A 13,385-nucleotide genomic window follows, 5' to 3' on the forward strand; every position below is an offset into this window, starting at 1 on the left:
TCAGAACGCGAATGCGGCTTGGCCGCTCGCCTCGGTGTAGATCGCACTATCGCCCGCTGCATAGCGTTCGCGCCCCAGCTCGGACCATTGCAGATGGCCAGAACGATCATGACGGAACCATCCGTCCTCGATGCCGTGAATCATGCCCCACGCCACGTCTTCCGCACACAAACGACCATGATTGATCGGCCAATGCTCGCTGCCGGTGTCCTGACGGCAAGGGCTGGGGGCGCTGAAAGCGAGAATGGCCGCGCTGCGTTCGTCGGGTTCGGTCGCCCCTACCTCGCGCATGATCTCGCGCGCCTCGGCCGTGGTGATGTAGCCTGCGGCCTTCTTGTCCTCATGATGCGAATAGCGGCAACCATAGGCGACGGCCCGCATGATGCAGCGCGGTTCGGTAAAATCCTGCGTATCCAGCAATTCGCGCCATTTCCCGGCGCTAATGAGGTCCACGGCGTGCCACCAGCGGGCGGTTGGCGCTGTCGTGTAGCCGTAGCGGTTCGGCGCCCCGTTCCGGTCGATCTCGACGCCTAGAACCGCCTCGACGTGCAACACATAGGGATGGTCGGCCAGCAAGGGGTGACGAAGGCCAATCTTGCGAGGCTGACCTCCATCGGGGCGGCAAACCTCGATCGGAAACCCAAACATGCGTGAAGGGAGATTCCACGGCGCGGGCAGAGGAAAATCGCGCGGAACCGACAAGGCATGGTTGATGTCGAGAAGGTATAGATTGGGCGCGAAGCCCTTTTCCACCAGCGTTTCGCCAAGCGTATCGGAAGTCTGATTATCCATGGCCTTAGTCCTCGATCTCGATTTCGCTGATCGCGGCCCATGGAAGGCAATAGTTATGGCCTTGGCATTCAATAGCGATGCCGATGTCATCCACGTCATAGACGCCAGACCGGGGATATGACTGATAGTGTGAAGTGATCGTGACCGTAACGCTGTCGGTGCGCTCGGCCAGTAGCTTGCGGAGATATTCCAGCATTTCCCTTCCTTTCTTAAAATCGCCCTGCGGCGATGGCATCGGCCATCGGCGACACGGACGCCCAAGAACGCCGGGGGAATGGGGGGCAGCGGGAATCTGCGGGAGTGGTGCGGGCGCAGGGAGCGGAGCGAGTGAGCCACGGTCCTGCTGATTGTCGTTGCTGGGGAAAGGGGGCGGCGCGCCCCTTTCCACGCCTGACAAACTGACATGCAGGCGCTTGCGCCGGCACCGATCACGAAGGCCATTATGATCCGAGAAAATTGGATTGCCGGGATCACCTGGGTAAGACCTCGCCTTGCGGATGAACGCTACGACTGAGAACGGCGGAGCAATATTCGACCACGGTAGCGGCGGGATAGTCCTGCTGCGGGCGGCGTAAAAGTCGTCCACCTTGAAGCCTTTCTGCCGAGTCAGGGAGGTGTGGGGATCTACAGCGTGGAACTTTATCTTCAGGTCCGTCTGGCTTGCGCGGATGGCATGAGCCAACGGGCGGCGGCGAAGCGTTTCAATGTGTCGCGCGAAACGGTACGCAAGATGCTGTCGTTTTCATCGCCGCCGGGTTACCGGCGCCAGTCCGTACCGCAGCGCCCGAAGCTGGACGGGTTTGTGGCGATCATTGATGGATGGCTTGAGGGTGACCGCAGTGTCCCGCGCAAGCAACGCCATACGGCGAAGCGGGTATTCGACCGTTTGCGCACCGAGCATGGTTTCACCGGCGGCTATACGATCATCAAGGATTACATCCGGGAGCGCGAACAGCGCAGCCGGGAGATGTTCGTGCCGCTGGCGCACCCTGCGGGAGATGCGCAGGCCGATTTCGGGGAAGCGCTGGTGGAGATCGGCGGGGTGGAGCAGAAGGCCTACTTCTTCGCGCTCGATCTGCCGCACAGTGATGCCTGCTATGTGCGGGCCTATCCGGCGGCGGTGGCGGAGGCCTGGGTGGACGGACACGTGCATGCCTTCGCGTTTTTCGGCGCGGTACCGCGCTCGATCGTCTATGACAACGATCGCTGCCTTGTGACGAAGATCCTGCCCGACGGCACGCGGCAGCGTGCCACGCTGTTCAGCGCTTTCCTGTCACATTACGTGATCCGCGACCGCTATGCTCGCCCGGGCAAGGGGAACGAGAAAGGCAATGTGGAGGGGCTGGTAGGCTATTGCCGGCGCAACTTCATGGTGCCGATCCCGAAGTTCCCGACCTGGGAGGCGTTCAACCTGTGGCTGGAGGAGCAATGCCGCAAGCGCCAGCAGGACAAGGTGCGCGGGCAGAGCGAGACGATCGGTGAGCGGCTGCAGCGCGATCTCGCGGCCATGCAGCCTCTGCCCGCTACACCCTTCGAGGCCTGCGATCAGAAAGGCGGGCGGGTCTCCTCGCAATCCCTGGTGCGCTACAGGACCAACGATTATTCGGTTCCGGTGGCCTGGGGCCATCAGGAGGTCTGGATCAGGGCCTATGTCGATGAGGTGGTGATCGGCTGCCGCAGCGAAGTCATCGCCCGTCATCCTCGTTGCTATGCCCGCGAGGAGGTTGTCTTCGACCCGCTCCATTATCTCCCGCTGATCGAGCAGAAGATCAACGCATTCGACCAGGCTGCGCCTTTGCAGGGCTGGGACCTGCCCGAAGCGTTCACGACACTGCAGCGGTTGATGGAAGGGCGCATGCACAAACATGGCAGGCGCGAATATGTGCAGGTACTGCGCCTGCTGGAAACGTTCACCCTCGCCGATCTCCAGGCGGCGGTCGAACAGGCCATCGATCTTGGCGCCATCGGCTTCGATGCCGTCAAGCACCTCGTCCTGTGCCGGATCGAACGCGTACCGCCCAGGCTGGACCTGGACGTCTATCCCTTCCTGCCACGCACCACGGTCGAGAAGACCTTTGCCAGAGCCTATCTGAGCCTGCTCTCCGACCGGCAGGAGGCCGCATGAGCGATCAGGCCCCGGAGATCCTTCTCGCTCACCATCTCAAGGCGCTCAAGCTGCCTACGTGCCTGCGTGAGCATCACAAGCTCGCGCGGCAATGTGCCGCTGAAGGCGTCGATCATATCCGCTTCCTCGCCCGCCTCGTCGAGATGGAAATGATCGACAGGGAGCGTCGCATGGTCGAGCGGCGCATCAAGGCCGCGCGCTTCCCCGCCGTCAAAAGCCTCGACAGCTTCGACTTCGCCGCCATCCCCAGGCTCAACAAGATGCAGGTGCTCGAGATGGCGCGCTGCGAGTGGATCGAGCGGCGTGAGAACGCCATCGCTCTGGGGCCATCAGGCACCGGAAAGACGCACGTAGCGTTGGGGCTCGGACTGGCAGCATGCCAGAAAGGACTGTCGGTGGGCTTCACCACCGCGGCAGCGCTGGTCAGCGAAATGATGGAGGCCCGCGACGAGCGCCGTCTTCTGCGCTTCCAGAAGCAGATGGCCGGATACAAGCTGCTCATCATCGACGAACTGGGCTTTGTGCCGCTCTCCAAGACCGGCGCCGAACTGTTGTTCGAGCTGATCTCCCAGCGTTACGAACGCGGCTCCACCTTCATCACCAGCAACCTGCCCTTCGACGAATGGACCGAAACCTTCGGATCTGAGCGTCTCACAGGCGCGCTCCTCGATCGCCTGACCCATCACGTCAGCATCCTCGAGATGAACGGCGAAAGCTATCGCCTCGCGCACAGCCGGGCCCGCAAGGCCAAAACCAGACCCTGAAAATTACACCAATGCCGGGGGGAGTGGCCCTCGGGCTACGCCCTCACGCCACTCCCCCCGGCATGTAACACGATGGCCTGGTTTTACGCCGCCGAATGGCCGACTTTTGCTCCGCCGTTGACAACAGGAAGAGAATCGCAGATGAGTGGATCGCAGCTCGACAGGCGAGCATTGCTGGGTGGGCTAACCCTGTCGCTGGCCGACAGGACAGCGCTGATCCGCCGCTGGGTGGCGGCAGGCGCGCCCAATAATTGAATAGGAGAGAGAACCGATGCTCAAGGCCATGGTCCTGTTGAAACGCCGTCCGGACCTGACCGTCGCGCAGTTCCGCGAGATCTACGAAACCGGCCACGCCAAGCTGGGCGAGCGCCTGCTGACCGGGCGCGCGGTGCGCTATATGCGGCGCTATCTCAACGGCATTCCCAATCCCGTGACGGGCGTACCGGAGGAAACCGAATACGACGTCGCGACGGAAATGTGGTTCGCGGACCGGGAAAGTTTCGAAAGCGCAATGGCCATGCTGGGCACGCCCGAGATCATGGCAGAAGTCGCCGCGGACGAGGAAACCCTGTTTGACCGCTCGCGCAATCGCTTCTTCACGCTGGAGGAGCGCGAATCTGCCTGTGTGGCGGAAGCGGCGGAATAATCCGGATCCGCCTCCTGTGGGGGAGGGATTCCAGTGCTAGGCGTCTGCCAGCATCGTGCTGTTGCTTGCAGCCACCCCGTTCGTCGTCAGCCTGCTTGGCCGGTGACGCCTGGCCCCGGCAGGACTGTCTTCCCGATGATGGCCGCTTTCTCCCCAAGCCGTATGATTGTTCAAAAATGCGAAATGAAGTGAAGCGTTTGCTGAATTAATATTATCGATTGCCAGCATTCAAGCCAGCTTCAAAAAATGCTTGCTTCAAACATGACCAGGTCCAGGCAGCCTTAATTTGAAGGATGATTGGTGCTTTCAAAAGCTCTGAACACAATAAGCTTCTTTTAATCTTACTTTGCCCAGCTGGCAGCCGCCGGTTCGAGCGTTTCCAGAAATTCGGCCGCACTGTTACGATACGCATCGCGGACCTCGGGTTTCATCCGATCCCAGTTAGCATACATGTTGACCATGCGACGGTTACGGCGAAACCGCTGTTCGTGTCGTGCTAGAAAATCCCAATAGAGCGCATTGAACGGACAGGCTCCATAGCCGGTCTTCTTCTTCACGTCATAGCGGCATGAACCGCAATGATCAGACATACGGTCGATATAAGCGCCGCCGCCGGCATAGGGCTTGGTCGCCAAACGCCCACCGTCTGCGTGCTGGCTCATGCCCAAAACATTGGGCAATTCCACCCATTCAAAGGCATCGGCATAGACGACAAGGAACCAATCGGCCACCTCCTGCGGGCGTACGCCGGCCAGCATGGCAAAGTTGCCAAGAACCATCAGCCTCTGGATATGGTGGGCATAGGCATGATCGTGCGTGTTGCGGATCGCTTCGGCAAGACACAGCATATCGGTCTTGCCGGTCCAATAGAATTCCGGAAGCGGGCGAGTCGCCTGTAACGCATTGGCGTCCGCGACATCGGGCATTTCGAGCCAGTAATAGCCCCGCACATATTCGCGCCAGCCGATGATCTGGCGAATGAAGCCCTCCGCCGCGTTCAAGGGCACATCGCCGCGCGCATAAGCATCGGCGGCCGCTTGCGCGATCTCCAACGGTAACAACAGGCCCAGGTTCAGTGCAGGACTGAGCCAGCTGTGATAGAGCCAGTCCTGACCGGTCACCATCGCATCCTGATAAGTGCCGAAGTCAGGCAGCGCGGTCCGGATGAAATGCCCCAGCGCCCGCCGGGCCTGAGCGGCGGTAACTGGCAGGGCGAATTTATCGAGGATGCCAAAGTGCGCGCCGAAGCGATCCTCCACGAGCGCGATCACATCCAAAGTGATCTCATCAGGCGTAAAATGCATCGGCTCGGGATAGTTCAGCCCACGCTTCGGGGGTGCCCGGTTTTCCTTGTCGAGGTTCCACTGGCCACCCTCGGGTTTGCCGTCATCCGTCATGAGAAGGCCGGTCTTGCGCCGCATCTCGCGGTAGAAGAATTCCATGACGAGGTCGTTGCGGGCCTGTGCCCAGGTCTGGAATTCCAGAATGTCGCAGAGAAACCTGTCGTCAGTGAGGACCTTGACCGGGATGCCGAATGTAGCTGCCCATCCGTCGATCATGACCTTGACGCGCCATTCGCCAGACTCGACCATACGAATGGCGGAGGCCCGGTGACGCGCGACGGCACGGCGGACTTCACCCGTAAAGCTGCCGCTGTTTTCCGCGTCGTCGATTGCAATGTAGTCGACCGACCAGCCTGCTTCCCGCAGTTCTTCGGCGAAATGGCGCATGGCGGAAAAGATCAGGGCGATCTTGCGCTTGTGATGGCGCACATATGTCGCCTCCTCCATCACTTCCATCATCAGGATAACCGCATCCGCTGGGTTCACGCCGCGCAGCGAAGCAAGTTCGTGGCTCAGTTGATCGCCAAGTATGGGAATGATGACCGTCATGGCGGCGTGTTATCTCCGATTGCCTGACCCGATCAATTCCGAGCTGACGAATGCCTGAAAACCGATGTTGTTGCATCTCACTATGTGATCTGGAATGCATTTCAGCATGCCGACGATCACGCCTTGGACCGAGCACATGTCCAGGGCGGCAACGCTGAAGGAACTGCGGAGTTGCTCGGTGGTTCTGCTTGGCGGAACATCCATGGGCCAACGGAGAACAACAGTGAGCGAACCGAAAGATCCGAACACGCTTCTGGTCAATGCCAAAGCCGATGGCCTTAATGTCCGGTCGCGCGATGGCGATCGTCTCGGGCACATATATGCCTATATGGTCGACAAGCGTAGCGGGCAAACCAGCTATGCGGTGCTGAGCCTTGGAGGCTTCCTCGGCATGGGCAAAAGCTTCTACCCCCTGCCATTCGGCCTGCTAGCGTATGATGCTGTCGACGACGTCTATGTGGTCACCGTCGATCGCCGTGTTCTTGAAGGCGGGCCCAGCTGGGCAAACAACGCGCCAGAATTCAACCAGGCATATGCTGACAGGGTGTCCAGCTACTACGGCGTGGATCCTGTTAACGTCTCCCGTAGTTGATGCCTTCCGATCCCGGACAAATTAGACCAGCGCCGACCGAAGGGGTGCTCGTTGTCAACGTCCATTCCCGTAAGGGGGAGAAGCTGTTTGACGAGGTATGCAGCCAGCTCAGGATTGCAGGGGTTCGCCTGTCAGAAGCACACGCAGTTCATGATCCCGATGATTTTGTCCCGACGGTAAAGCGGGCAGTCGAAAACGGTGCGCCAATGATCATCGTGGGTGGCGGCGACGGGTCACTTTCATCCGCGATCGACGAATTCGTCGGCCATGACAGCGTGTTTGCGTTGCTCCCGCTGGGTACAGCTAACAGCTTTGCCCGGACACTGGGCATCCCGCTCGATCTAGAAGGCGCAATCCGCACGATCACCACCGGGCGTAGGCGACGAGTGGACCTGGGCGTCATCAACGGCGATTATTTCGTCAACGCTGCTGCTCTGGGTCTGTCGCCATTGATAGGCGATACTGTGCCACATAAGCTCAAGCGCTACCTTGGTCGGCTGGGTTATCTCATCTGGGCGGTATGGTGCCTGATGCGTTTCCGTCCCTTCAGGCTGAAAGTGGACAATAACGGACAAAATACGACCATCTGGGCAACCGAAGTTCGGATTCTTAATGGCCGGTTTCACGGCGGGGTCGAAATTGAGAACGGCGGAGCAATATTCGACCACGGTAGCGGCGGGATAGTCCTGCTGCGGGCGGCGTAAAAGTCGTCCACCTTGAAGCCTTTCTGCCGAGTCAGGGAGGTGTGGGGATCTACAGCGTGGAACTTTATCTTCAGGTCCGTCTGGCTTGCGCGGATGGCATGAGCCAACGGGCGGCGGCGAAGCGTTTCAATGTGTCGCGCGAAACGGTACGCAAGATGCTGTCGTTTTCATCGCCGCCGGGTTACCGGCGCCAGTCCGTACCGCAGCGCCCGAAGCTGGACGGGTTTGTGGCGATCATTGATGGATGGCTTGAGGGTGACCGCAGTGTCCCGCGCAAGCAACGCCATACGGCGAAGCGGGTATTCGACCGTTTGCGCACCGAGCATGGTTTCACCGGCGGCTATACGATCATCAAGGATTACATCCGGGAGCGCGAACAGCGCAGCCGGGAGATGTTCGTGCCGCTGGCGCACCCTGCGGGAGATGCGCAGGCCGATTTCGGGGAAGCGCTGGTGGAGATCGGCGGGGTGGAGCAGAAGGCCTACTTCTTCGCGCTCGATCTGCCGCACAGTGATGCCTGCTATGTGCGGGCCTATCCGGCGGCGGTGGCGGAGGCCTGGGTGGACGGACACGTGCATGCCTTCGCGTTTTTCGGCGCGGTACCGCGCTCGATCGTCTATGACAACGATCGCTGCCTTGTGACGAAGATCCTGCCCGACGGCACGCGGCAGCGTGCCACGCTGTTCAGCGCTTTCCTGTCACATTACGTGATCCGCGACCGCTATGCTCGCCCGGGCAAGGGGAACGAGAAAGGCAATGTGGAGGGGCTGGTAGGCTATTGCCGGCGCAACTTCATGGTGCCGATCCCGAAGTTCCCGACCTGGGAGGCGTTCAACCTGTGGCTGGAGGAGCAATGCCGCAAGCGCCAGCAGGACAAGGTGCGCGGGCAGAGCGAGACGATCGGTGAGCGGCTGCAGCGCGATCTCGCGGCCATGCAGCCTCTGCCCGCTACACCCTTCGAGGCCTGCGATCAGAAAGGCGGGCGGGTCTCCTCGCAATCCCTGGTGCGCTACAGGACCAACGATTATTCGGTTCCGGTGGCCTGGGGCCATCAGGAGGTCTGGATCAGGGCCTATGTCGATGAGGTGGTGATCGGCTGCCGCAGCGAAGTCATCGCCCGTCATCCTCGTTGCTATGCCCGCGAGGAGGTTGTCTTCGACCCGCTCCATTATCTCCCGCTGATCGAGCAGAAGATCAACGCATTCGACCAGGCTGCGCCTTTGCAGGGCTGGGACCTGCCCGAAGCGTTCACGACACTGCAGCGGTTGATGGAAGGGCGCATGCACAAACATGGCAGGCGCGAATATGTGCAGGTACTGCGCCTGCTGGAAACGTTCACCCTCGCCGATCTCCAGGCGGCGGTCGAACAGGCCATCGATCTTGGCGCCATCGGCTTCGATGCCGTCAAGCACCTCGTCCTGTGCCGGATCGAACGCGTACCGCCCAGGCTGGACCTGGACGTCTATCCCTTCCTGCCACGCACCACGGTCGAGAAGACCTTTGCCAGAGCCTATCTGAGCCTGCTCTCCGACCGGCAGGAGGCCGCATGAGCGATCAGGCCCCGGAGATCCTTCTCGCTCACCATCTCAAGGCGCTCAAGCTGCCTACGTGCCTGCGTGAGCATCACAAGCTCGCGCGGCAATGTGCCGCTGAAGGCGTCGATCATATCCGCTTCCTCGCCCGCCTCGTCGAGATGGAAATGATCGACAGGGAGCGTCGCATGGTCGAGCGGCGCATCAAGGCCGCGCGCTTCCCCGCCGTCAAAAGCCTCGACAGCTTCGACTTCGCCGCCATCCCCAGGCTCAACAAGATGCAGGTGCTCGAGATGGCGCGCTGCGAGTGGATCGAGCGGCGTGAGAACGCCATCGCTCTGGGGCCATCAGGCACCGGAAAGACGCACGTAGCGTTGGGGCTCGGACTGGCAGCATGCCAGAAAGGACTGTCGGTGGGCTTCACCACCGCGGCAGCGCTGGTCAGCGAAATGATGGAGGCCCGCGACGAGCGCCGTCTTCTGCGCTTCCAGAAGCAGATGGCCGGATACAAGCTGCTCATCATCGACGAACTGGGCTTTGTGCCGCTCTCCAAGACCGGCGCCGAACTGTTGTTCGAGCTGATCTCCCAGCGTTACGAACGCGGCTCCACCTTCATCACCAGCAACCTGCCCTTCGACGAATGGACCGAAACCTTCGGATCTGAGCGTCTCACAGGCGCGCTCCTCGATCGCCTGACCCATCACGTCAGCATCCTCGAGATGAACGGCGAAAGCTATCGCCTCGCGCACAGCCGGGCCCGCAAGGCCAAAACCAGACCCTGAAAATTACACCAATGCCGGGGGGAGTGGCCCTCGGGCTACGCCCTCACGCCACTCCCCCCGGCATGTAACACGATGGCCTGGTTTTACGCCGCCGAATGGCCGACTTTTGCTCCGCCGTTGACAGCTACGACCGCCTTCGTCGCAAAAAATCGCTTTCAGCACGCACGAACGCAGCCGTTTGGGCGCTGCCCAAGCCGCTTGCTCCCGCTGGGGAGCATTCGTCCCGGCAAAGCCGGGGCGTCCAGCGGCGCCGCTAGCGCTGGTGTTTGGGGGTGGGTGTGACATTGCAGTTATCGCGCCGTCAGGCGTCAGCGCGTTGGCCGACTTAGGCCAACTCCTTTTGTCCTAATATATATAGAATCTAGGAGCGGTTGCGGATCATTTTGAGACTCACGCTCCTGCCTGTCGAGCGATGCGCCCAGCTTCGCCAGCGCCTTGGCGAGCGGGCCTTGCAGCAGTTCGTTGGCGAGGTCTTCACGGGACAGACGCGACAACATGGCATCCGTATCGGCCGCTCGATCGGCAAGCCGCTGCAATTCGTCATCGGGAAGCGGCGAGGGCCTTAGCCAGCGAGGAATGAATTTCATGACCCGTTCGGGCAGGAGAACCCGATAGGCGTTCGAGGTCTGCTCGTAGCGCGGCCCCGGCTCGTCGCTCGCCACGCGGACGAAACGGCGCTGCCGGACAAGGAAGCCGATGGCTTCAAGAACGGACAGGGCACGCGCGACGGTCGCACGCCCCAAGCCGGTCTTCTCGGCCAGGTCATTGTAGCTGGGAAATATCCGGCCATGACAGACGCGGGCGAGCGTCAACAAGCGCTCGTAAACGTCGATCGCGCTGCGCGTGAGCGACGCTAGCAGGCGCTCGCTGGCGGATAGGCTGCGCCCTTCTGCCAGCGCCGCGCGACGCAGGTTCTTCCCTGCAATCAAGGTCTGCTTGGCGATCCGCAAGAGCCTGTCGGTTTCTCCCGGCGCTGGGGCCGCAAAAAAAGCTTCCTCGAACGTCCCGGCCTCGATGCTGTCGCGCAGCACATGCTGGCCGGTGCGATGTGGCGCGCCCGATTGCGCGGGCTTGCGCCGAATACGCACGCCGCGAAGCGCCGCCAAAGTGGCGTCGCCAATGGTAATAGCTTCCATATTCCATCCTCCGTTAGGAGGCTGGGACCGGGCAAAATGATAGCGTGGCGCGAAACGCGCATCCCTTGATCTGGGGATCAGAAACCGCTACATAGGGTGAGTATTTGATATTTGTCCCTGTAGCGTCGCCAAACGCTGTAGCGGTTTTTTGGGGATGCCCGGCCTTAGCGCCGGGCTTTCCTTTATCTGGTCACAGCCCAAGCTCCTGTTTGTGGTCGAACGCAGCGCGCAAGACAGTCTCAAGCGCCGCTGATCGGTTCTTCAATCCTCTCTCCGCCTGAATGGCGTCGAGGACCGCGAGATAGTCTTTGCGAACCATGAAAGAGGCGGTAGCGACGCCCTGGGCGGCGGCACGATCGCGCGCGCGCTTGGTCGCCTCACGAGTAATTCTCCGTTTTTCACGCGCCTGCGCCTCCCGATCTGCGGGCGACACAGGTTCAAGTTGAAAGTCCGGTTGATTCGACTCCATGACGATTCAATATAGCATGGCTGCGGATAGAGCAATCACATGTGAGACATTGCGAGCAGTTATAAGAAAGGGGGCTATTGCCCCCCTTTCCGCTGTTCGCTTTTCCACCGTTTGAAACTCCGATCGCCGGCAATGAAGCTGCGGAGCATGTGCGGAATCAGTGTCTCGATCTCGACGACTTCGCCATAGGCGTCCTTGTAAGCGGCCCCGTAGCGGTCCATCTCAGCCGCCAACTCGGCATCAAGCGTGACGCTGATTTTGCGCTGCGCGCCGGGTGTGCCGATCTTGGGCAAGTTCAAGGCCGTATTCTTCGACATTTATTAGTCCTTCTTCAGATAATGCCGGACCGCCGTGCTGATAAACGACGACTGTGTTGTCAGGTGGCGGAAGCGAATAACCATCTCGGCGGCATCCTCTTCCAATCTGACGGAAAGGGGATCAACGCCGCCTCGGCGCGGATGAGCAGCAAAAACAATATCTTCTCCTGCATCTATCCGCCGCGTGAGCGCCTTGACCGCCTCGCTGTAAAACTCGCTGACGGTTATCGTGCGCCCTTCGCGCGCGCTCCGTTGTAGAACCGCCTGCCTAACTTGATCGTGTAGACCCGTTGGTAATGTGATACCCATTTGCACTTGAGATTTAGCCATTCCTTGAACTCCTTGCGGCCGCGCCCCTTATGGCGCGATCGCAAGGATTGCGCGACTCTCTAGTCTCGGCGGTAGGGACGCAAAACCATGTCTTTGTTAACAAGGACACGGAGGCGGGCACCTGAGCGGATAGTAATGGTGGGCTGTCGATTAAGCTCCCGCGTGACGAATTGTTGCCCTGTGCGAGAAGCCTCCTGACTAAGAGCACCCCCGCCAGCAGTAACAAGCTGGTTATCACGCACGCCCGCGCTGTCCGCGTAAGCCCCGCCGATAGCGATTGCAGTGGAAAGAGTGACGCCGGTAAGCAGGCTCCCATAGTGATTATTGACGCGATCTTTGAGGCCAGCGGCCCCGGTTGCGTCCGTCCCTGACATACCGCCGATGTTGATGGAATCACCGTTGGGATAGATTACCCGATTCCACACGACCAACGCCCTGTTCTGCTTGTAGCTGACCTTGCTGTCATAGCGGCCGAACAGGCGCGCGCCCTGCGGGATGAGCAGGAATTTGCCCGTAACGTGGTCATAGACGTTCTCGGTGACGGTCGCGATCACGTCGCCGGGGAGGTCGGAATTGAGGGCAGTCACCAGCGCAGCGGGAATGACGGTCCCAGCCTTGACTTCATATGTCGAAATCGCCGCTTTGATCGGCGAGGCCAGATAATCGTCACCGATCCGCGCCGACTGAATGAATTGCTCCTTTTCGTGCTGCATATTCTGCCTGCCGGGGTCTTCGGGATCGGGGCCAGCGGGTGGCTCTCGCTCGCCCGCATCCCCAGCCCCAGCGCCGCCCTGGGCGTCGCCTCCCTGCATTCGTCCATCTGGGAACAGGACGCCGCCAGCGCGCGCCGCCATCTCCTGACGTATCGCCAGTTCGCGGGCCTGTTCCGCGCGCTGCTGGGCGGGCGTAAGCTGCCGTTGCTGCGGACGTTGCTGGGCATTGGGATCGCCCTGCGCTCCCTCCGCGCCTTCCTCGCCCACGGCGGGCAGAGTGGCATTGCCGGGGCCGCTTAGGTCGGGGCGCGTGTCGCCATAGTTTTCCGGCAAGTCGTCGAGGACGGGTTTCGCCATCTGCATCGCGGTTTCCTGTTCCTCCTTCTCTCCGCTGCCGGTGCTCTTGGGCAGGACGAACGCATAAACGATCCCGACGACGAACAGCATCGCGAGGGCAGAAACGCACCCTATGATGATGCTGCGCTTATAGGCCCAGTCGGCCCCAAGCTGCGATTTTGGCCAAGTCGGAGAACGTTTTGGGAACGTGGCATTCGGTATTGACGATGGAAATCATAGAAGAGGACAGTTCGC

The 13,385-nt window shown here is 60.7% G+C and carries 14 protein-coding genes and 1 pseudogene; 7 read left to right on the top strand and 8 right to left on the bottom strand.

The features are described from left to right. Entirely contained in the window at positions 1-792 is a 792-nt protein-coding gene (locus tag ATN00_RS21940; RefSeq protein ID WP_048575074.1) for a hypothetical protein, read from the bottom strand. Between the two features lie 4 nt (positions 793-796). Further along, positions 797-988 (bottom strand): hypothetical protein, encoded by a 192-nt coding sequence (locus ATN00_RS21945; RefSeq protein ID WP_048575073.1) that lies wholly within the window; start codon positions 986-988, stop codon positions 797-799. Positions 989-1,423: 435 nt separating this feature from the next. Here ATN00_RS21945 and istA (ATN00_RS21950) point away from each other — a divergent pair, with 435 nt between their 5' ends. The 3 genes from istA (ATN00_RS21950) (at position 1,424) to ATN00_RS21960 (ending at position 4,327) form a co-directional block, all read left to right on the top strand. Further along, entirely contained in the window at positions 1,424-2,917 is a 1,494-nt protein-coding gene (gene istA, locus ATN00_RS21950; protein WP_011950768.1) for an IS21 family transposase, read from the top strand. Next, on the top strand, positions 2,914-3,681 hold the full coding sequence (gene istB, locus ATN00_RS21955) for an IS21-like element ISSsp5 family helper ATPase IstB (protein WP_007686288.1): 768 nt from the start codon (positions 2,914-2,916) through the stop codon (positions 3,679-3,681). The genes istA (ATN00_RS21950) and istB (ATN00_RS21955) overlap by 4 nt, the downstream gene beginning before the upstream one ends. Before the next feature lie 271 nt (positions 3,682-3,952). Then, positions 3,953-4,327, top strand: a complete 375-nt coding sequence (locus tag ATN00_RS21960) for an EthD domain-containing protein (RefSeq protein ID WP_062069482.1) — start codon at positions 3,953-3,955, stop codon at positions 4,325-4,327. Positions 4,328-4,668: 341 nt separating this feature from the next. Here the strand turns inward: ATN00_RS21960 and ATN00_RS21965 are convergent, their stop codons facing one another. Further along, positions 4,669-6,219: a cryptochrome/photolyase family protein gene (locus tag ATN00_RS21965; RefSeq protein WP_062069485.1), complete on the bottom strand. Its 1,551-nt coding sequence runs from the start codon at positions 6,217-6,219 to the stop codon at positions 4,669-4,671. 106 nt (positions 6,220-6,325) lie between these two features. Here ATN00_RS21965 and ATN00_RS21970 point away from each other — a divergent pair, with 106 nt between their 5' ends. The 4 genes and pseudogenes from ATN00_RS21970 (at position 6,326) to istB (ATN00_RS21985) (ending at position 9,829) form a co-directional block, all read left to right on the top strand. After that, positions 6,326-6,811 carry a PRC-barrel domain-containing protein gene (locus tag ATN00_RS21970; protein WP_420496702.1) on the top strand — a complete coding sequence of 162 codons (486 nt, stop codon included), beginning with the start codon at positions 6,326-6,328 and terminating at the stop codon, positions 6,809-6,811. Further along, positions 6,811-7,470, top strand: a pseudogene (locus tag ATN00_RS21975) (diacylglycerol kinase family protein); the annotation flags it as partial. The gene ATN00_RS21970 and the pseudogene ATN00_RS21975, both read left to right, overlap by 1 nt. A 101-nt stretch (positions 7,471-7,571) precedes the next feature. Then, positions 7,572-9,065: an IS21 family transposase gene (gene istA, locus ATN00_RS21980; protein WP_011950768.1), complete on the top strand. Its 1,494-nt coding sequence runs from the start codon at positions 7,572-7,574 to the stop codon at positions 9,063-9,065. Continuing rightward, positions 9,062-9,829 carry an IS21-like element ISSsp5 family helper ATPase IstB gene (gene istB / locus ATN00_RS21985; RefSeq protein ID WP_007686288.1) on the top strand — a complete coding sequence of 256 codons (768 nt, stop codon included), beginning with the start codon at positions 9,062-9,064 and terminating at the stop codon, positions 9,827-9,829. The genes istA (ATN00_RS21980) and istB (ATN00_RS21985) overlap by 4 nt, the downstream gene beginning before the upstream one ends. A gap of 308 nt (positions 9,830-10,137) precedes the next feature. Here istB (ATN00_RS21985) and ATN00_RS21990 read toward each other — a convergent pair whose 3' ends face one another. The 5 genes from ATN00_RS21990 to ATN00_RS22010 all read right to left on the bottom strand — a co-directional run bounded on the left by ATN00_RS21990 (position 10,138) and on the right by ATN00_RS22010 (position 13,241). Beyond that, positions 10,138-10,965, bottom strand: a complete 828-nt coding sequence (locus tag ATN00_RS21990) for a helix-turn-helix domain-containing protein (RefSeq protein ID WP_048575072.1) — start codon at positions 10,963-10,965, stop codon at positions 10,138-10,140. 190 nt (positions 10,966-11,155) lie between these two features. Next, the gene (locus ATN00_RS21995) at positions 11,156-11,434 is read right to left on the bottom strand and encodes a hypothetical protein (protein WP_048575071.1); all 279 of its coding nucleotides are present in this window, start codon (positions 11,432-11,434) and stop codon (positions 11,156-11,158) included. Between the two features lie 74 nt (positions 11,435-11,508). Continuing rightward, on the bottom strand, positions 11,509-11,751 hold the full coding sequence (locus ATN00_RS22000; protein WP_053085602.1) for a DUF2274 domain-containing protein: 243 nt from the start codon (positions 11,749-11,751) through the stop codon (positions 11,509-11,511). 3 nt (positions 11,752-11,754) lie between these two features. Further along, positions 11,755-12,081: a hypothetical protein gene (locus ATN00_RS22005; protein WP_048575070.1), complete on the bottom strand. Its 327-nt coding sequence runs from the start codon at positions 12,079-12,081 to the stop codon at positions 11,755-11,757. A 59-nt stretch (positions 12,082-12,140) separates the two neighbouring features. Continuing rightward, entirely contained in the window at positions 12,141-13,241 is a 1,101-nt protein-coding gene (locus ATN00_RS22010) for a TraB/TrbI/VirB10 family type IV secretion system protein (RefSeq protein WP_062069494.1), read from the bottom strand. Positions 13,242-13,385 lie beyond the last annotated feature (144 nt).

This window comes from Sphingobium baderi (genome assembly GCF_001456115.1).
GTDB lineage: Bacteria > Pseudomonadota > Alphaproteobacteria > Sphingomonadales > Sphingomonadaceae > Sphingobium > Sphingobium baderi_A.